Raw genomic sequence first — 18,032 nt, 5'->3', positions numbered from 1 at the left:
AGGTGCCCAAGACAGCGACCCAAACGGTACGAGAATTATGGCCCAAGCGCCGGGTTGATGACCTGCGTGATTGGCTAGCCAAACGGTATCCCTCAGCCGATGCGAACCTTGTCGGCGTGGCCGCGCAGCAGATCGACGGGCACATCCGGGTTATGCTGCGCGGTGATCGCCGCGTGATGATCAAGACGTCACAGCGTGGACGATCCGCATCCTTGTCCGTAACCCACCAACCGACAAGCCTTGTCGAGGCCTTGCGCGCGGTCGAGCGCAACATCGGCAAACCCAAGCTGTACGCGAAGAACTGGGTCAAGCTCCCCGCTGATGCTCTCGCGCTAATCGAGCAGGCTCGTGGTGTGGTGGGTTGGAGCAAGACCATTCCCGGCATTACCGGCCCGATCCCTGCACCGGATGAGATTGCACCGATTATCGGCGGCGCAATTGCACTAGCATCAGAAGGCCGCCTGCCGCACTGGCGACGCGACCGGACCGTTGAGGAAATCGGCCGCCTGTTTGAGCAGATCACTGGCGAGCGGCCACGACAGGCAAGCAAGGCCGGCACAAGCCGTCGCTCCGGCACGTTCGTTGATTTTCTCGACCTACTCGAATTATTTTATAACTCGCATCTTGGTCCCGATTTTGAATTGCGGTTTGGCGTTCAACGCAATGGCCGAGCCATGAGCCGGATTTTCCGCCGGTCTCGCTGACATTTTTACCGGGGTTTCGCGGGCGGTAAGACTGCTGTGCGTCACCATGCGTTGCTTTACTTATTTGCCCGTGTCGGTCCGCCGCAACGGAGCAAATCAAATGGATGTGGCCAAGTTTCTGGAACGCTTTCCGCCGCTGGTTCGGCCTAAGTATTTTCGTACCCACGTATTCCCCGTCAGTAACACAACCCTCTACAAGCTCCGACAGCGTGGCCTGGAGTTCGTTTACGTGGATGGCCAGCCCTTTGTCGTGACGGCATCAGCAGCGCCGCTCATCGCCGAAAGCCGCGCTCAGCCCGGCTCCCGAAATGATCGCGCGCATCTCGCGCACACCTAAAGCAAAACGCCCGGCGCGAGCACGCCGGGCGATCAAAGCCTTTCGCAGTCTACCGTAATCAAGGCAGATATTATGCCTCTCCCGCACTCCGTTCAAGTCGGCCGTGCCGCGCTCAACCAGCGCGGAACTGACCTGTATGAAACCCCGGCAGAAGCGACACGGGCGCTAATTAAGGCCGAGCCTCTGCCGAGGATTCTATGCGAACCTTGCTGTGGACGCGGAGCGATTACTCGTGTGCTGCGCACTCACGGCCACGTCGTCCATTCATTCGATCTCATCGACTACCGTTCACCAGATCAAGATTCCGGTGGGCGAGATTTTCTTCTCGAACGCAAGTTGCCGCCCGGGACCGAAGGCATTGTGACGAATCCGCCATATGCGCTCGCAAACGAATTTGTAGCTCATGCGATAGCTCTCTGCCCGCTTGTGATCATGCTGCTGCGATTGGCATTTCTCGAAAGCACTCGGCGCACCAGGATTCTTGAACATGCAAACCTCGCTCGCGTCTACGTTTTCCGCAACCGCTTGCCCGCCATGCACCGCGACGGTTGGGCTGGCCCGAAGGTTTCGACCGCAACTGCCTACGCTTGGTTCGTTTGGGACCGCCGGCACACCGGGCCGACCGAATTACGTCGCCTATCGTGGGAGCGCCATGATCACGCAAGCATCTCCCTGCCACGCATCTCGCCACAGTTCGAACCTTAGCAGTGGATGGATTCGCCATGAGCATTCTCACAGACCTGCAATTGAAACTGACATCCCTAATCCAGATATCACTGTGGCGGCAGCGCATTCCTTTTCGGGAATGGCGCACTTCGCCACGACTGGCCCGAACGGCGCAACCTGCCGCAAATGCACTTGGTGGGAGCACAATGTCTCCGATGATCGCTCTAAGGCCGGTGGACATCACCGCCCGCCAAAGCGAGCCTCGTGCGCGAAATTCCGCCAACTCACTGGACGCAAAGGCCAGAAGGTGCCGAGCGATGCTGCCGCTTGTCGATATTTCGAACGGCATTGAGAAACGGTCCGCCGAATGATCGCGACTGGCCCTCACACTGTTCACGCAAAAGAAAGACCCGCGCAACGGTGCCGACCGCGCGCGGGCGATTTCTCTCAACGTTCGCCAACCACCGATGGAGATCGAAAATGCCCGACGCGCGTCATATGCACCTGATCGCTGACGATGACAAGATCACCTGCCTGATTGTGGAGCGCCTGCTGACCCGAGACGGTTGTACCGTCGGGCGCAATTCAGTCGGAGAATTCGAGGGATTGTACTGGGCGGACCCGCCAGAGGGGCAAGGCTGGATCGAGGGCCAACGCATCCGAGATGCACAGGGCAACCCTTGGACGCTTTGGCTGCGATTTCGTCGGGAATTTCGTCGAGAATTTCGTCCGGAATTCGTCAGCGATCTCGTGCCGATTGACCGACCGCGCCCGCGCGGTCGGCTTGTTGGCGCGAAGGTCCGCTCGAAGGTTTCCGCTTCGCTCCCCAACATCCCGCCCGCGCCCCGCGAGAATAGCGGCGGGTCGAGATCGGCCATGTTCCCGCCGCCGGTTATCAAGATCGCTCCGATGCGATGTTGATCCGCCGATGAATGACCGCAGCGCCGCCGGGGCGCTCTAAACCCCGGAATCAAACAATTCCGGGCAACGCTGTGCCAATTGCGCCCCGGACCATGATGCGACGGCTAACTGCCGACGGTCGCCGGGCAGCCCCCGGTTCGGTGAAATGACAGCGCGGGAGCACGGTATGGCTCCTTGATTACAAAAGCGCTGGTGCGCGCCGAAAAAAGCGCACGGAGACGGCATCCAAAAGGTGCTGGCCCGCAAGGGCGATAAGGGCAACCGAGTATCCGGCGGCGCAAATGCCGCCCCCCTCATACCGGGGCATGACGTGAGGATCGGGAAGAAGTTTGGTGCTCAAGCTTCAACCTCGGGTTCCTCATATCATGGGAGAAAGGGCGCGAAGCGTGACTGAATTGCTGATGAAAGGACAGCGCGATGGTGGTCAAGGTCAGCGCCAGGGATATCGCTGGTTACGCTCTATCGGGACGAGCGGCGAAAGTCGAATCCGGATGGCGCAAGCGCAACGGTCTCGACAAGCAACTGAGGCCGATCAAGCGTCGGCGCAGGCGGCGGCGGGTTCGTAAAGACCCGGATAGATGAGCGCGCCGTTCCGGTTTGCAGCCGTCGCCGCCGCTTTGGATGGCGCGCCGCTCGACGCGGGCATTCGAAAATGGTTCTTGGATGCGGTCGGTAAGATATCCCAAGGCGTCGCGCCCGATAGCGCGTTCGGCTTTCGCATCAAACCCGGTCAGCGGTCATGGCAAACAAAAACTGCCCTGGCCGAGGGCGACGATCTGAGCCGCGAGTTGGCGCGCCGGTTTTATCGCGGCAGCCGAAACCGCCAAGCCGAAATGATCCGCAACGACTTGAGCAATTACGAAAGCACCACTTGGCTTCGCTGTCGGTCCGATCCCGACTGCCGCCACCGCGATGATCGGCGTCGGCTGTATTGGCAAATTCTGAAAGCGCGCGGCAGGACGCCGAGCGTGCGGCTGATCAACATAATCCTTTCCGCCTGTTTGTGACCGCAAGCGGCGGTAGCTTTGCAACGAGCTACTGGATTTCGCTGCAAACGCGACGTGCTTTAATCGCGCCAGCGATAATCAGCGAGGTGAATCATGGCGCGCAATCCATTTCCACAGATCCGAAACGAGGGCGGCTTTCCTACCGATCCCGCTGCGTCGGCTGACGCTGGCGTTGTCACCGGCCCGCTGCCGGGCATGATGACGATGCAGTTCGGCGACGAGGCTGATCTGTTACCACCGCCAGCCGCCGAGCGGTTGCGCGAGTTGCGACAACTTGGCGATGACGCACATCTCTTGGTTAGGTCCGCCCATGAAGAAACGCAGGACCTGCGTACTGAAATCCAAGGTCACCGCAACCGGCTGCACCGGCTGCGCGGAGCGCGAGGCGCAGACGGCTTCGATCTTGATGATGACGATGTGCGCGTTACGAGCGAGCAGGCAAGGCTGGACCAGAAAATGGTTGAGCTAAAGCGACGCAGCGAGTTGGGCGAATTGCGCGGCGAACGTTGGCGCATTTTGAGGACGACGATCAAGAATGCCGAGGACTGGGTTCGGAGCAAGCCCGGCGGCACCGAGATCGTGATGCACGAGCCTGTCGAGCCACAACTGAAAAAGGGCGAGGACATCCTAGCCGCGATAGAGCGGATTCGCCGTCGCGGGCGAGAACTGGAGGCCGATCTGGCTCGCATCGCGGCATCGCCTTGGCCGAGCGCCATCGCAAAACAAAAGATGCGGGAACGGATCGGACAGTTAGCTGAAAGCGGAAGACCATGGGTGGAACAGGCTATCGAGAACGATGCGGAAATTCCGTTTCAGACCCAGACCCATCCAGTGCGAATTCTCAACGGTGATCCCAGCCTGATCGGTTTCACCGAACTGCCTGACACGCTGGCGCTGCTGGCGTGGCTACATGGCGACGCGCTGATCGCGGCGCTGGATCGCGAGATCGATGAAGTCGCCGACGATCCGAATGCACTAACCGCCGCTCAGCGGCAGAAGGCGGAGGGAGAAGTGCGCGCCGACCTGCTGTCGGTTCAACGGCAAGAGGCCGAGTTAGTTTGGAAAGCGCAAGCCGATGGTGCAGCGGTTACGCATCGGCCCGATATCGATCCGCGCGCGCTGCTGGGTGTTAAGTTGATCGCCGCGCCCCATCCCAATCAATGGTAGTGGCTCAATTAGCTGGGTCCTTGCCCTGTTCTTCTGGCGTGGGGTCGCAGTCGGGCTTTTGCCCCGTCGCTACATCGATAATCGACTTCGCGAGCTGGTTGGGGTCCCTAGGGCGTTTTGGGGGTGCGTCATGCTTGGACCTTTGCGACCCTGACGCGGTCAATTTCGGCTTGAATGGCAACCCGGTTCGGCGCGCCCGGCAGAGTGACATCCGGTTCTGCGACCTGCGAGAGGATCGGGCAATACTCAGGCCTGTTGCTCCACTGAGTTCCCGATAATTCCGGGCAGAAACCGTTGATGATTTCCCACTGGTTGGGGCCGGTGGATTTCACCGTTGTGGAGCATTTCGGACAGCGTGTTTGCATCGTCCGAATATGCGCCCCCGGAGCGTCCGTTTTCCATTAACAATCCTGCCACAATCAAACTGACCCACTACCCAATCAAGGCAACGATAGGAAATTATTCGTAAGCAAACCGCAAAATCACCGGGGGCAAATATGCGCGAGGGGGGCCGTCCCACGTCCCGGCGAGGGCTTCCGGCCCCCAAAGTACCTGCTGAGATTTGTCGGCCCGACCGAGAACATTGTTCCTTGACGAGACATGGAACCGGAGCGACAATTCTGCATGGGCCAAGCGAAACGACCGACTTGCCCCAGTTGCGGGGCGTATCTGGTTCTGGCGCTGCCTCTTGGTGGCAAGGGGCCGCGCACATTTCAATGTTTTGAGTGCGACGACGGCCCCGATCCTCTGAAAACGGAAAAGACCACTGGCTGGTTTAAGAGTGAGCTACGGCCACCGAAATAAGGCATCCCGCCCATGCGTGACCGCCTCTATTTCTCCTTCCCGTTTATCTGGCTTGCCGCCATTGTCGGCATAATGATCTTTGGCTTTCTTGTGCAATGAGGCCGCCTCAATTGGCGGCCTTGCGTTCGGAACCGAAACATTTCTTATCCAGGTGAATTTACTCTTGGGTCTCGGGGCTTCGCAAAATTGCGAGGCAAGCAATGCATCTTTTATCGCCAGCTGACGCCTTTCTTGCCGTCGCCACCCTAGGAGCCGCATTCCTGATCGAGGTCGGTTTTTTCATCCTCCTAGGGCTGATCTGAGAGATCGTGCCGCTCAGAATGCAGGGCCGTCGTCTGACGTGATCGATCCCGCGCCCGGTCATGTTCACTTTTGAAACATTTCTGTGGAACTAAAGCGCCCGGCGCTTGTAACTTGGTGCAATCCTCCTCCACCGGGAGCGAAGCGTGTCTGGGTTACCTCTGGTTCTCGTCATCGAGGACGAGTATCCGCTGCAAGGTATTGTGGAGGAGGCGCTCACCGAGGGCGGCTTTGAAGTCGATATTCTCTCCTCCGGTGAAGAAGCCCTGACCTTGTTCAAAGGCGGGAGCAAAAATTACAAGGCCGTTGTCACCGATGTGACTTTGAGAGGCAGGCTGAGCGGTTGGGAAGTGGCGAGGCAAATCAGGGAAAGAGACCCAGCCCTTCCAGTCGTCTACATGACAGGCGCGGCTGCGGACGATTGGGCGTCGCAAGGCGTCCCCAACAGCATCCTTTTGCAAAAGCCGTTCGCGCCCGCGCAGCTTGTCACCGCCGTTTCCCAGCTTCTAAATAGCGCAATCCAAAACCAGAGCACGGACCCGCCTTGAGGGGCTTGGTGGCAGATCAGACGGGTGCCGTGCCGGGCCGCCCGAACTGGAAAAGCGGCCCAACCCAATAAAGCGGGGCTTTAAAAGTCGTTCCTGCTGCGACGTAAAAGCGCGCGAGCGCCCGGCTGAGGGTACCCGGGCCTCTGGCGAAAACCTCAACAGCCCCCGCGCCGCTCGGCAAATGCTCCAATGAACGCTATGCGTTTTATCGTTGGGGCAATGTGTCAGATACCGCGCTGACAAGCTTCCAAAGATGGGCAACAACGGTCTGTCCCCACGCGAACGGGCAAGGAAAAATAGTTCTATCGGATAACGATGTTAGCCGTGACGTAAGCCAAAGGCATAACCTAGTCGCCTCGCTGTGGCGTAGGGGATGCGCTGCCATGACCGACCTTCAAGCCAAGTTGGAGCAATTTGAGATCGACGCCGCCGAATGCGAACTGATTGCCAAGCTGGCGACCGATGAGGCGAAACGCGAATTACATTCGCGGCTCGCTTTGCATTATCGCCAGTTGGCCGCTGACCTGCGCAAGGCGATTGCGACTAAAGACGCGGCGTAGTGAGAACATCTGTGCCTACCCGCGCGCTCATGTCCGGGGGTAGCTTGGCCGTGACCCCGTTTTCGTCTCATGCCTTCGGCAACGCTTTCATCATCGCGATGCGCGGCACCATGGGATCGCCACCATGCTCGCCGACCAGCATCAACCACTCGATCGCGGGTTTCCCACTCCCGCATTCGCGCTCGGCTTTCGGCAGTTTGATGGTGTACTGCGCGGGGTCGTGGAGCGTGACCAGCGCTTCCGGCCCCTGCAATATGATCGGATCGAAACCGTTGATCCCACGACACAAGCTTACCCCGCTATGGTAGGTGTGGCATTTGTCATGAGGCGTCGGTCTCACGCACCCTACGGTCGAAGGTGTCACGGAAGCGGTTTCTTTTGCAGATACAAATCATACTGAGGGAAATGGCCTAATTCATCTTTGAGGCCATGGTGATCAAATTGGAGTATCGGGCCAAGCGAGTAGGTATAAAGCAAATACGATATGCTGTTACATACATCCTCGAAAATGTTTCTCGGAAATCGGAAAGCTTTATCAGAAGGCAACACTACAGGTGGACTAACTGACATATTGTAGGGCAAAAGATCGTCAATCAGCGCCTTGACTTCCGGTGTTTTGAATTCAATCGGTACCTTGGCGTGCGCAAAAGCGTTTCGGACGTGTCGAATGAGACGGAAATTTTCTTTGGTCACAGGACCTATAATTCGGAATGCGTGCGCCATTGAAATTTTGCGGGCGAATGTTGCCAATGGACCGTCCGCCTCAAACATATCGTCATGAGGTGGCGAAAGGACCTGTTGGAGCGCGGCGTCCAGAGCGTTTTCAAGATTTGCAGAAATCAGGATGCAAGCGCCCCTGTCATTTAATTCAGCGCGCACCTGTTGTTCGAACGCCTTATGGTGTTCTGCGCTCGCTTCTCTATAAGTGAGCCTGCGCAACGCCTCTGTCTTTGATACCATCGGAAACACCGTCGAGTTGAAAGGGCGGGACTACGCGAACAGCTCCGCCCCGGCCTGCGTGAACATCAGATATGCACCTGACGGGTGCGCCGTGATCCAGCCATGCGCGACAGCGGCCTTAACCGCCGCGCCGTATTCTTCATAGCTGCCGCCAGCCTCGCGAAATTGCCCGTTGATGGCAGCGACCGACAGCCGCCCCGCATGATCGGTCTCTATCGCGTTCGCTAATTCGAGCAATTTCCGCTCGGCGGCTTCGGGCGTTGCGAACGGGAGGTTCTCCTTGAATTTCATTTTCGGTGCTTCCCGTCGTATCTCGCGAGCGCCTTTGCGCCCGACCTCGGCATATCGATCAGACCGCAGGGTCGCTATAGCTGATCAGAACAGCTAGCGGGCGATCCACTTGTTTTTCTGCAGGTGCGATAGCGCTAAGGTTCTTGGAAGCTACTGCCCCACACTCCGAGGTTCGCGCGCTTCGCTTCCGACTGCGCTGCCGCATAACACCCTTGGTCTGATCTCACTGGCTACTGCACCGACCCATCTCGCGGCGGCGGCCCCGGAGCTTCCGATACTTCAATCTCGCGGTCGTCGTGGATGTGCTCTGCGACCTGACCGAGATCGCGCATGTCGAACCATTGCCCGCAGGCCGGGCATTTCACGTGGTGGTCGGCCTCAGTCCTAGCGATGCCGTTGACGTCCTGACCGGGTTTCGTCATCTACAACGCCTATGACCTCGTATTCAAACACGACGCCTTCAGGATCGTTCACCACGAACCACTCATCGGCAAGGTCCGAGTTTGCAAACACCTTGAGATGGTCACGGTCGCCGACCTGTTTCCTTGTATCGACGTAAATCCAGACTGTTTTCATCGATCTCGCGCCAGCTTGTGGCGTCCCCAGTGGGGTTCCTTGCAAGATGGGTTAAACTCCCGAGCGTGGCCCCGGTTCAATGCTTTCATGACGCCGATCCGGGCAAATATCGTCGGCGTTCGGGTAATCCGCCCGGTCTTCGGCAAGGCTCAATAAAACTGCCGCTCCACATGCCACGGTCGGCTCGCTTTGCTTCCAGCGCCGCCTCGTATGCTCCCTTGGAATAATTGGGCGGCCAATTCGAGCGCCAGGCCGTTCTTGACCAGCCACTCCGCGAGATCAACGCCAGCGACGGTGCAGACAGCAACAGCGCGTTTGTATTGGTCGCGATTAACTTTGACGCATCTGACGGGGCGGCGGGCAATGAAGGCATCAAGATCGTTCGCGGCTTTCTGCACGCAGCGATAGTGCTCACCGCCTTTGGTCCGGCAAAGCTGATCCGTTTCAGGCGCATCAATGCCCCACAGGCGAATGCGCGTCCCGTAAATTTCCAGCGTATCGCCGTCGATGACGCTAGCCCGCCCAAGATCATCGGCAAACGCGGGTAGGTTTATCGCTAGGAAGATACCGAGCGCAAGTAAAGCGTGCCGCATCGGACTTCCTGCTTGAGGCATTTTTGCCGAAACAAGCGCCGCCATGGCCGCGCACGAATGATGTCCAATCGGCAATCTAGGTGAATATCCATTCAAGAAAGTTCCTAGGTAGTTCCAGGAACGCCGCGATGCCCCATTCGTTTTCTCCCCGCGCAACAACGATAGGAGAAGGATATGAAGAAGGTTTCATGCGTTCTCGCCGCGCTAGCGACCATCGCGGTTGCGGCGCCTACTGTTGCGAGCGCGGAGGGTTTCGGCTTCCGGTTCGGAAGCGACCGAGATTACTATCGTGACGACTATCGCGGCCCGCGCGCGGAGTTCTATGGGCATGATCGCGGGCTGCATCGCGGATGGTATAAGCGCGACGGCGACCGAACGGTGATCATTAAGCGTCGTTACCATAACTGGGACGACTAATGGAGAATGGCCCCTCGACCGGGGCCATTCTCTTTCTAGCCACCGCCGGTGCTGGCAGTAACAACACGTCGGCATCGGCGGCAGGTTCCGACGTACCGGTTTATCACTCGGAATAGCGCGGCGCTGGCGGCTTTGTTCGGGGTTATGGAATAGAGATTGCACATTTGCCGAAAGCTGCTGCGGCCGGTCTTTCGCGCGCTAGTGCCTACTAGTGGGTAAGTCCCTCAGCTTCCGCACGTAATAGCCTTGCCTTTGGACCGCCGACCTAATTTCGTCACTGACTTTGACGACCTTCGTCTTGCTCTTCCGCCATTTCCCTGGCGTGCGGCCGAGGGGTATAGGAAGTCCCTTCCTAACGACGAGCAGATCGCGTCTGTCGTTTAGATAAACGTCGAACATGTGCCCTCCCAAGCGACCGACCTTATCGCGTCGGAGCAGAAGGCGGGTTGCCAAAATGCAACACCGAGCCGGTTGTTCGCCGGTTCACCGGATGGCCTAGCACTGATCGCACCCGCTTGCTTTGGTCATGTCCTGTGAATATCGGGGAAAACCCTCAGCCCCATCCTCCCCAAGCACCATTTTCTGCTTGGATGTTGCTCGCATGTTACCCGCAGATACCAACGTTTTTCTTGACGAGTACGAGCAGGATGTTGACGAGATCGTCGCCGCTTGTAACGGTGATCTGCGTGCCGCTCTTGCGGCCTTGATGCTCTTGAACGAGCAATTGGAGCAAAAGCTTCAACTCATAAGTGCGGAGCTTACCGACCGCCTGCCTCAGAATTGTTTGTCACAGAGGCTGCTGCATTAAGGTCCATTGCGGCCGCCCATACGCCGATCTGGAAGCTTGAAGCGGCGCTGAAATGCCGATCATGCGGAACGCGACGATACAGGCCGCCCGTGCACATGGTGAAGCTGACGCAAGAGCGGGAGATCGCGCCGTACAAATGGGTACATCCGGACGATGATGATCGGCGATGCCAGCCCGCTGAAAAACTGCGCTCAAGGGCATCGTTGGCAAGCGCCTAATGTTTCGTAGACCTGACGAAGCCAAAGTTTCGTAAACAAAGGCGCGCAAGTTCTTGCGCCGCCGGACGCGTCAACCGAAGCCGTGATGTGCAACATGCACCTTAATTGCCGTAGGCGCATTCTCTGCTTCCACCTGAATTAATTCAGAGCAAAAGGCTGCGGCTTTGGATGCTTGCACGCGGCAGCTATGAATCAAAACAATCGCCCCAACGAGAGGCAGCGCCACAATCATCGCAACCGGCGATTTAAAAAGCATCATCAATATAAGTGACTTCATCGCATATCGAACCCTCGCCTCGACGGCAGTGCGAGCAGCCGGCGGAAGGTTTTCGATGGCCCGGTGAAGTTCGCTCTTTTCCTCTAGTTTCCCCCTCCGGGAGATCAGTAGAACCAGAAAATTAGGCAAGGTCAGATCGTGCGCGAAGCGGATATTCATTTCTAACGAACGTCGAATGGCCCGATATTCCTGCGATTTGAAATTCAGGTCGCCGTTAGCGGCCATGTCGAAAATATGGTCTCTCGCCTCAAAGAGTTTTTGCCGGGCAAAGTCCGTACACGCCCACTGCCACGGCCCATACACAACGAAAAAGAACGCCGCGAGAACTAGTAAACTGACCAGCGCATTTGCTGCGATCAGGGTCATTTTGTTTTGTCCTTTGGGTTGGTCTTTCCTTTAAGTGTAAGCCCGGAACTGGAGCGATTGGGATCTAATCTAGTCTCCAATTCCTTAATGCGACCCTGCATTTGTTCCACTTTTCGGTGCCTAATCACTCTCTCTGCAATGGCCCATGTGGTCGTCGCGCCAGCCAACGTCAACGTAACCGCGAATTTAACGTCAGCCAAAACGGAAAGTTCGAACGCCAGCCTGGTAGTCTCTCCTGATAGAAGGGCTATTGCCCCCTGACCTAGGTGAACGGCACCGACGCCCCCAGCGACCCTAATGAGGGTACGAATGGTCCGGTACCGCTCTTCCACTCGCGCAAGGCTTATTCGCTCCTGACTCCGGACACTGGCAGGCTTATTCATTTTGGTGGCCGTCATCCTTCGATGACGGCTCCATATCTCAGTTTTCAGTTCGCGGAAAGGTACATGGCGCTCTAGTTCAACTACCTAGACGGTTTACGCGGTGATTGGGGCGGCGGCTGCCTGATTTTTTGGGCCTATCACCCTCGCTGCTGAACTTCGGCCTCGTGCGGCTTCGGCGGCATCTTGGGCATCCGCTTTAGGACTTCATCGCGCGCGTTGTTTCTGCCTGTGGACGACCGGGATAAACCCATGAAAAACCGAGAAATGTGGGTGTTGATAACTTTTCCGCGTGGACAGGCAGACTCATAGGCATCACCATCCAGTGGTGAGTCGCGGTTCCACCCTCGATTCGCGTCTAGGAAGTGCGGGACCGGCACCCTTTTGCCAAAGAACCGGCCCTCGCATTAGCTAGTGACTAGCCCCTTCCATAAGGGCCTCTACCCCTCGCGTTCGAAATCGAGGCACCAAGCGCAGGCCCTCCCGGTACACCCCGGCGAGGGCCTTAGCTTTTGGGACTCAGGCCTCAATAGGACGAATCCTATTTCACATTTCGTGAAGCTCCAAATTATTTGGAAACCTTCGATTTCTGGCCCCTGTTACGCGCCGCGCATTTTCCCATTTCGGTGTGCCCATCGGGACCGCTTGGCCCTGGTGCACGGCAAGCCATGGCGCGCGCCGCCCATGCGGATGATCTGCCTGACCGAAAGCCGGGAGGACGCCCTACCCTTGGGGCATCCGGATGAAGAGCGGTGATAGCCGCAGGGACGATGCTTGCGATACCTAATCATCCCCGTTGTTCGCATCGGCCCGCGCCGATCCGGGGAACATATGCCGATCGAAACGGGCGCGAGGCGACCCCATACAGTGCCGATTTACAGTATCGGCGGGCCGTGAAATGCAAAAAAACCTTATTTATTGGGCTTTTTGCGCTAATTAGAATCCAGCCCGTGGAGCCAATTCTTCAATGATTTCAATGGCTTAGGTGGGTTTAACAGGACGCTAAGGTTCGCTAATGTCCCCCTTGGTTTACCTGTGTCCACGCTGGTTCGAATCCATTCGGAGTCGGGCTGATGGTATTTCACAATCAGAGAGCGTCGCCCGCTAAGGACACCAGCCGATTTGGCGCGGCGCTCGGGCTCAACTCAATCATGCTCTGCGATACGGTAGGTGCGGAGGCCGGATGAATGAACTGGCAGCTGCGGACTGAAGGCTGCACGCGCGCCGCCTCACTCATCGCTCGCTGGCTTTATCGTAAAGCCAGGTCGGGGTTGCTCGCCGACGCTTCAGATTTTTACTGCGCGAACGGCATCCAAGGCGGGACTCACCCCTTAGTGTTTCTCGGATCTGCTCCGTAAGTGCGCTCCTCGCGGATTTTTCCGTCACTCTTATGCAAAACGGCCTGACCGAGTCCACCGGCGTTCTCAGCCTTGTGGCCGGCCTTAATCGCCGCAGCCTCAGCGGCCTTCTGCGTGTTGTGGTTAGAGACGGTCGTGCCATTGTGAACGACCGCCCAGGCATCATTTTTTGCAGCGGAATGAAACACTTGTCGCTTTGACATCTCGCCCTCCCCCTGGCGCGCCTATACACAAACCGAATATCTAACAACCTGGGGCTGAGGGCAAGCTCTCACGATCCAATAGTTATCTCCTGTTGCGCGATCCAAGTGTCTGCGAAGTTTTCCGGCCTGGCCTCAGCGCGAGACATTTAGCGACGCATGTCTTGCGAACGCCATCCAGGTACATGTGCAGTCATCAGCGCCTTAAACAATCGTCCATGGTTCGGGACACGAAGATGCAACAATTCGTGCGCGACAACAAAGTCTTGAAATCCAGATGTTTGATCCACGAGGTCGGCAGCGATGGTGATCGTGCCATGAGATGAGCATGAACCCCACTTGCGCGTCATCTTCTGGACGCGAACAAGTTTTGGCTCCACGTTGAGCCTTGTGGCCCAGCGTTCAATGCGGCGCTTTAACAGGTCACGATTGTCATCACGTTTCGACATGGGCAGTATTAACTCAGGAGATTGGCGACAATCCGGTCGACTACAAGAATGCGAGGCTCCTTCGCCAGCGTGATCAGCGGTCGATAGAGAGCTGCCCGAAGCTGCCTTTGCTCATCGGCGTTGACAAGAAAATTTGGAAATCGGGCCAATAGCTTTTCGATTTCCTTTCCCAGTTCCAGCGGATCAATACCTGCGTGCTTGAGGGCTGCTTCGTCGCGCAGTGCCCAGAACACCGCAAAGGCTTTCGGCGTCAGGCCGGTATCCTTCGCGGCCTTGGCCGCGGCGTCTTTCTCCGCAGCCAGGGCCGCGAGGAGGTCCATTGCCGCAAGCCCAGTCGTATTGCGATTTTGGAGATCCTTGAGAATTCGCTCTGCTCGATCTTTCAGTGGCTGGAGCACCGGCGTCATGTCAGCGTGGTCATCGATCTCCTTCTGCAAACCGCGAACAAGGTTGAATACCTTACCTTCATCTGAACCTTTCTCCGCGCGAAGCGCATCCAGGGTCTTCACGTCGAAGGTGACGCTCTTGGTCAGACGACCAAGGCCGTCTTGCATCGCGTTTTGCTCGACCAACTGCCGCGTCTTGTGGGCTAAATCGGAGATAAATCCGACCTTGTCTGCATAGGCGTTGCGAACCGCCGCGTAAAGCTGGGCGAGGCGTTTGAAGGTGCCGATGTGGTCAACGAGTTCTTTCGACGGAGACAGAATTTCCCAGAGGTTTTCGATGTCCTTGTAGGCTTCAAAAAATGCTTTCAGCTTGACAGGGCGATCGCGGCTTAAGTTGTTTTAGCCAGGTCAACGAGCGTCCTACCGAGAATTCGGCAGCAGCGAAAGCCTGAATCGTCGATCATCAACGAGAAGACAGTCGCGGACTTTGCCCGCGTGGTCGAGCAGACTGGGATTTTGCAACGTGGCTCTGAGATGGGTGCTACCGGAGCAGATACCTGATGGGTACCAAGTCGCGAGAGACGATCTATGGCAGTTCAATCCGCGCCTCGGCGGAGCGCGCGCAGGAAGCGCGCAAGGAGGCCGACCGGCTTGCCTGCGTCGCCTGGAACCATCGGATGCTCGTTACAAGGGACCAGCCCAACCTTCGCCGGCGTTAGGTGACGCACTCAACGCAGGCTACTGCTATCTCGAAGTCCGGTGCCTTGGCTGCGATACGCACCAGACGGTTGCGCTGACTATCGTCCGTCGACCGAAGACGACGCCGATCCACGAACTGGAACGCTACATGCGATGCAAGGATTGCTCCCAGGTTCGGGGCTATCCGTACAAGCGCAGCCATCTGGTGGCGCTGCGTCCGACGAAAATATCTGCCAATGACCCACCGTCCGCTTGGTGGCCGGGAGAACGATGATGACACCCTTCATCCTGTGTGCCTTGATTTCAGCCGTAAGCGCACTGGTCAGCTTGGGATTTTCTATTGCAGCACAGCGAACTGCGACGGGCGCAGCCCGCACAATGGCCCTTTATGCGTGTGCCAGGAGCCTCGCTCTTTTCGTAGCGAGCGTCGTGCCGTTTCTGTCAGGATCGGTCGGATGGCTCCTCGCCGTGGCTTGGAGCATGATCATCGTTCAGGCGCTTGATGCCGTCGTTGGAATGACAGTCAAGGACAACGTGAAGACTTTTGGCCCGGCTGGCACCGCACTCCTAAACCTCGCCGCCGTTATCTGGCTGATCCAATCCACTTGACGGCCGGACATGCAACTTTGGTCTCGTCCGATTTTCGTAAATGACAGCGGAGTGCCTTAGATTAATCAATGTGCAACCTTTATTCGATCACCACCAACCAGGCCGCCATCATTGCGCTATTTCGCGTGATGAACCGCTACGTCGGCAACCTGCCGCCGATGCCCGGCGTGTTTCCCGACTACCCCGCGCCGGTGGTTCGCAACGTCGGCACCGACCGCGAGCTGACGATGATGCGCTGGGCAACAAAGAAGATCGGGCAGCGGCCTGAACCCCATTAACAGGAATTTGGCATGGCAAAGGGATACATCATTATTTTTGAGGGCAAGGGGCCGCTGTTTGAAGAACGTCATCCGGGCGCGGTGGTTCACGAGACATTCGATCAAGTCGACGCCGCGTGGAAACGCGGAGATCAAGTCGGCAGGCCACTGCAGATCATTGAAATCGATTGGGACGATACCGGAGCCAAAAAGCCGTGGCCGCCTTGAACGACCCGACTGGATTGTCGGCGGCGATATTTACCGGGCTAATGCTTGCATCGATGTCGGCTGCATTCGCGGATGATCTCGTCGGTCAGGCCAGCATCATCGACGGCGACACGCTGGAAATCCACGGAACACGTATCCGACTGTGGGGCATCGATGCTCCGGAAAGCAGTCAGGTTTGCCGGGGCGAAGATAGCTTGCAGTATCGGTGCGGAGCGAAGGCGGCGAACGATCTCGACGCCCTCATTGAAAGGCGGCCGGTGAGCTGCATTCCGCTCTCGCACGACCAATATGGGCGGACCGTGGCCTCATGCTCGGTTGGCGGGACTGACCTCGCAGGGTGGCTTGTCAGCAATGGGCTCGCGCTGGATTGGCCGCAGTATTCGAAGGGAAAATTCGCCACGATCCAACGGGAAGCCGAGCACGCGGGGCGAGGCAAGTGGGCGGGCAGTTACGTCGAGCCGTGGCTATATCGGGTGTGCATTCGAGCGGGCGGAAGTCCCAGCAACTGCTCAAACGACGCGAATGCGCATCCATAGCTCCTGACGACCGCGCCCCATGCCATTCGTGATTATCTGCCCCAAGCATCGCCGAATCGTGGCATGATCTGTCCGGCGGTGCGTTTGTGATCTCGTGCCGCTCTCCCGAACTTGACCCCGTCGAGGCGCGGCGGGGTTTTTTCGCGTGGTGTATGGCGGTCACCCGGACGACGGACTGGGCGGGAATTCAGCGAGCCGATCCTGCTACCCAAGGGCAAAAAGCTCCCGACTCTGCGCGACGCTGCGATCTTCATACGAAATTGCCCAAGGCAGAACACGACGCCGAACCATGGCAGGCGGCGATGGAGGTACTGTTGCTGGTCGCAGAACATGACGGGCCGACGATGTTCGCCCGGATCGGCATGATGCGGGCGCTGAACCACAGCAAGCCGAAGCCAGCGAACACGCCGCGCCGCAAGCGGGCCAAGGCTTAAATGAATCGCATCGGGCGGCGCACCATCCTTGCCATGCTGCTGATCGCGGCGTTGGCGCTGTTGTGGAATGTGCTCGGCCGATGATGCGAAACGCGGGATCGCTGAGAAATCCGAAAATGATGTCCGGTTTGATGCGCATTCCGGACTCGGGTCGGACATCGCGCCATGTCCGATAATGGGATGGACCGGCTGCTTCCCCCACGGGGATAGTCTGCAAAGACTATACCGCAGCACCCGGAGAAGCAGCTCATGGATACCACCACACCGCCCTTTGCCTCGATCGGCATCGACATTGGCAAGGAAGTCTTCCACATCGTCGGCTTCGGCACTGACGGCAAGATTGCTTTTCGTCGCAAGATCAAGCGACTGGCACTAGCCGAGACCTTCAAGAAGTTGCCACCTTGTGTGGTCGGAATGGAGGCATGCCTCAGTGCGCACTTTGTCAGCCGGGCCCTGCGGCAGCTGGGCCATGAGCCGAGGATTATCCCGGCGATCTATGTGAAGCCGTTCGTGAAGGGGCAGAAGAACGATTACAACGACGCCGAGGCGATTGCCGAAGCATCCCTACGGCCGAACCTGCGCACCGTGCGCGAGAAGACGCAGGATCAACTCGATCTCCAGGCCTGCCATCGAGTTCGCTCCCGCCTGGTCTCGCGGCGGACGGCGACTATCAATCAGATCCGAGCGTTCCTTATCGAGCAAGGCATCGCGGTTAGGACTGGAGCAAGAGCTCTGCGCAACTCTCTCCCCGCAATTTTAAAGAACCGCAAGGACGAGATATCACCACGGATGAGCTGCCTGATCGCTGGCCTTTATGAAGACTGGATTTTGCTCGATGAGCGAATCGAGACGATCGCCAGCGAGATCGAGAAGATCAGCGAGAAGGAAGCCAACTGCCAGCGCCTCATGAGCGTTCCCGGCATTGGCCCACTGATCTCGACCGCCGTGGTCGCTGCCATTGGAACCGGCGAGGCAT

Annotated in this window: 24 protein-coding genes and 3 pseudogenes; 16 read left to right on the top strand and 11 right to left on the bottom strand. The window is 57.8% G+C overall.

What is annotated here, in order from left to right; all coding sequences use genetic code 11:
* Positions 1–2 precede the first annotated feature (2 nt).
* The 8 genes from N554_RS0107725 to N554_RS40870 all read left to right on the top strand — a co-directional run bounded on the left by N554_RS0107725 (position 3) and on the right by N554_RS40870 (position 7,014).
* Positions 3–704 (top strand): hypothetical protein, encoded by a 702-nt coding sequence (locus tag N554_RS0107725; protein ID WP_156041840.1) that lies wholly within the window; start codon positions 3–5, stop codon positions 702–704.
* 100 nt (positions 705–804) lie between these two features.
* On the top strand, positions 805–1,041 hold the full coding sequence (locus tag N554_RS0107720) for a hypothetical protein (protein ID WP_029582941.1): 237 nt from the start codon (positions 805–807) through the stop codon (positions 1,039–1,041).
* Between the two features lie 234 nt (positions 1,042–1,275).
* On the top strand, positions 1,276–1,746 hold the full coding sequence (locus N554_RS38040; RefSeq protein ID WP_245283547.1) for a hypothetical protein: 471 nt from the start codon (positions 1,276–1,278) through the stop codon (positions 1,744–1,746).
* Positions 1,747–3,045: 1,299 nt separating this feature from the next.
* Complete coding sequence (locus N554_RS39715; RefSeq protein WP_156041839.1) at positions 3,046–3,210, top strand: hypothetical protein; 165 nt, start codon at positions 3,046–3,048, stop codon at positions 3,208–3,210.
* The gene (locus N554_RS0107705) at positions 3,207–3,635 is read left to right on the top strand and encodes a hypothetical protein (protein WP_029582938.1); all 429 of its coding nucleotides are present in this window, start codon (positions 3,207–3,209) and stop codon (positions 3,633–3,635) included. Before N554_RS39715 ends, N554_RS0107705 begins: the two co-directional genes overlap by 4 nt.
* A gap of 93 nt (positions 3,636–3,728) precedes the next feature.
* The gene (locus tag N554_RS0107700) at positions 3,729–4,802 is read left to right on the top strand and encodes a hypothetical protein (protein WP_029582937.1); all 1,074 of its coding nucleotides are present in this window, start codon (positions 3,729–3,731) and stop codon (positions 4,800–4,802) included.
* A gap of 1,250 nt (positions 4,803–6,052) precedes the next feature.
* On the top strand, positions 6,053–6,454 hold the full coding sequence (locus N554_RS0107685) for a response regulator (protein ID WP_029582936.1): 402 nt from the start codon (positions 6,053–6,055) through the stop codon (positions 6,452–6,454).
* A 383-nt stretch (positions 6,455–6,837) separates the two neighbouring features.
* The gene (locus N554_RS40870) at positions 6,838–7,014 is read left to right on the top strand and encodes a hypothetical protein (RefSeq protein WP_197033476.1); all 177 of its coding nucleotides are present in this window, start codon (positions 6,838–6,840) and stop codon (positions 7,012–7,014) included.
* Positions 7,015–7,081: 67 nt separating this feature from the next.
* Here the strand turns inward: N554_RS40870 and N554_RS0107675 are convergent, their stop codons facing one another.
* From N554_RS0107675 to N554_RS38035, 5 genes are all read right to left on the bottom strand, one after another.
* Complete coding sequence (locus N554_RS0107675) at positions 7,082–7,303, bottom strand: hypothetical protein (RefSeq protein WP_051677372.1); 222 nt, start codon at positions 7,301–7,303, stop codon at positions 7,082–7,084.
* Between the two features lie 71 nt (positions 7,304–7,374).
* The gene (locus N554_RS0107670) at positions 7,375–7,974 is read right to left on the bottom strand and encodes a hypothetical protein (RefSeq protein WP_029582934.1); all 600 of its coding nucleotides are present in this window, start codon (positions 7,972–7,974) and stop codon (positions 7,375–7,377) included.
* A gap of 30 nt (positions 7,975–8,004) precedes the next feature.
* A complete protein-coding gene (locus tag N554_RS0107665; protein WP_029582933.1) occupies positions 8,005–8,265 on the bottom strand; it encodes a hypothetical protein in 261 nt (86 codons plus the stop codon).
* A 230-nt stretch (positions 8,266–8,495) separates the two neighbouring features.
* On the bottom strand, positions 8,496–8,687 hold the full coding sequence (locus tag N554_RS39710; protein WP_156041838.1) for a hypothetical protein: 192 nt from the start codon (positions 8,685–8,687) through the stop codon (positions 8,496–8,498).
* Positions 8,688–8,990: 303 nt separating this feature from the next.
* Entirely contained in the window at positions 8,991–9,479 is a 489-nt protein-coding gene (locus N554_RS38035) for a thermonuclease family protein (RefSeq protein WP_371259467.1), read from the bottom strand.
* A gap of 129 nt (positions 9,480–9,608) precedes the next feature.
* On the opposite strand from N554_RS38035, the gene N554_RS0107645 reads away from it, so the two are divergent.
* Positions 9,609–9,851: a hypothetical protein gene (locus N554_RS0107645; RefSeq protein WP_029582931.1), complete on the top strand. Its 243-nt coding sequence runs from the start codon at positions 9,609–9,611 to the stop codon at positions 9,849–9,851.
* Between the two features lie 86 nt (positions 9,852–9,937).
* Here N554_RS0107645 and N554_RS41830 read toward each other — a convergent pair.
* A pseudogene (locus tag N554_RS41830) lies at positions 9,938–10,015 on the bottom strand (SOS response-associated peptidase); the annotation flags it as partial.
* 34 nt (positions 10,016–10,049) lie between these two features.
* Positions 10,050–10,250, bottom strand: a complete 201-nt coding sequence (locus tag N554_RS41825) for a hypothetical protein (RefSeq protein ID WP_036052642.1) — start codon at positions 10,248–10,250, stop codon at positions 10,050–10,052.
* 202 nt (positions 10,251–10,452) lie between these two features.
* Between N554_RS41825 and N554_RS0107640 the strand changes: the two genes are divergently transcribed.
* Positions 10,453–10,659, top strand: a complete 207-nt coding sequence (locus N554_RS0107640) for a hypothetical protein (protein WP_029582930.1) — start codon at positions 10,453–10,455, stop codon at positions 10,657–10,659.
* 288 nt (positions 10,660–10,947) lie between these two features.
* On the opposite strand, the gene N554_RS0107635 is transcribed toward N554_RS0107640, so the two are convergent.
* The 4 genes from N554_RS0107635 to N554_RS0107615 all read right to left on the bottom strand — a co-directional run bounded on the left by N554_RS0107635 (position 10,948) and on the right by N554_RS0107615 (position 14,461).
* Positions 10,948–11,520, bottom strand: coding sequence for a hypothetical protein (locus N554_RS0107635; protein WP_029582929.1), 573 nt, complete (start codon positions 11,518–11,520; stop codon positions 10,948–10,950).
* A gap of 1,704 nt (positions 11,521–13,224) precedes the next feature.
* Positions 13,225–13,461 carry a DUF2188 domain-containing protein gene (locus N554_RS0107625; RefSeq protein WP_029582927.1) on the bottom strand — a complete coding sequence of 79 codons (237 nt, stop codon included), beginning with the start codon at positions 13,459–13,461 and terminating at the stop codon, positions 13,225–13,227.
* A gap of 146 nt (positions 13,462–13,607) precedes the next feature.
* The gene (locus tag N554_RS35535) at positions 13,608–13,907 is read right to left on the bottom strand and encodes a M48 metallopeptidase family protein (protein WP_036052639.1); all 300 of its coding nucleotides are present in this window, start codon (positions 13,905–13,907) and stop codon (positions 13,608–13,610) included.
* Between the two features lie 8 nt (positions 13,908–13,915).
* The gene (locus N554_RS0107615; RefSeq protein WP_197033474.1) at positions 13,916–14,461 is read right to left on the bottom strand and encodes a hypothetical protein; all 546 of its coding nucleotides are present in this window, start codon (positions 14,459–14,461) and stop codon (positions 13,916–13,918) included.
* 392 nt (positions 14,462–14,853) lie between these two features.
* Here N554_RS0107615 and N554_RS35530 point away from each other — a divergent pair.
* The 6 genes and pseudogenes from N554_RS35530 to N554_RS0107575 all read left to right on the top strand — a co-directional run.
* A pseudogene (locus N554_RS35530) lies at positions 14,854–15,266 on the top strand (hypothetical protein).
* Complete coding sequence (locus N554_RS0107605; protein WP_197033472.1) at positions 15,266–15,601, top strand: hypothetical protein; 336 nt, start codon at positions 15,266–15,268, stop codon at positions 15,599–15,601. Before N554_RS35530 ends, N554_RS0107605 begins: the two are co-directional and overlap by 1 nt.
* Before the next feature lie 68 nt (positions 15,602–15,669).
* Positions 15,670–15,873: pseudogene (locus N554_RS0107600) on the top strand (SOS response-associated peptidase); the annotation flags it as partial.
* 18 nt (positions 15,874–15,891) lie between these two features.
* Positions 15,892–16,086 (top strand): hypothetical protein, encoded by a 195-nt coding sequence (locus N554_RS0107595; protein WP_029582923.1) that lies wholly within the window; start codon positions 15,892–15,894, stop codon positions 16,084–16,086.
* A 41-nt stretch (positions 16,087–16,127) separates the two neighbouring features.
* A complete protein-coding gene (locus tag N554_RS0107590; protein ID WP_029582922.1) occupies positions 16,128–16,622 on the top strand; it encodes a thermonuclease family protein in 495 nt (164 codons plus the stop codon).
* 683 nt (positions 16,623–17,305) lie between these two features.
* Positions 17,306–18,032 (top strand): IS110 family RNA-guided transposase (locus tag N554_RS0107575; protein WP_036052636.1); only part of this gene is annotated, 727 nt, incomplete at its 3' end.

Source organism: Bradyrhizobium sp. URHD0069, from assembly GCF_000701345.1.
Taxonomy (GTDB): domain Bacteria; phylum Pseudomonadota; class Alphaproteobacteria; order Rhizobiales; family Xanthobacteraceae; genus Bradyrhizobium.
Note: the sequence above shows the minus strand (reverse complement) of the source record. Positions and strands in the feature narration are given on the sequence as shown.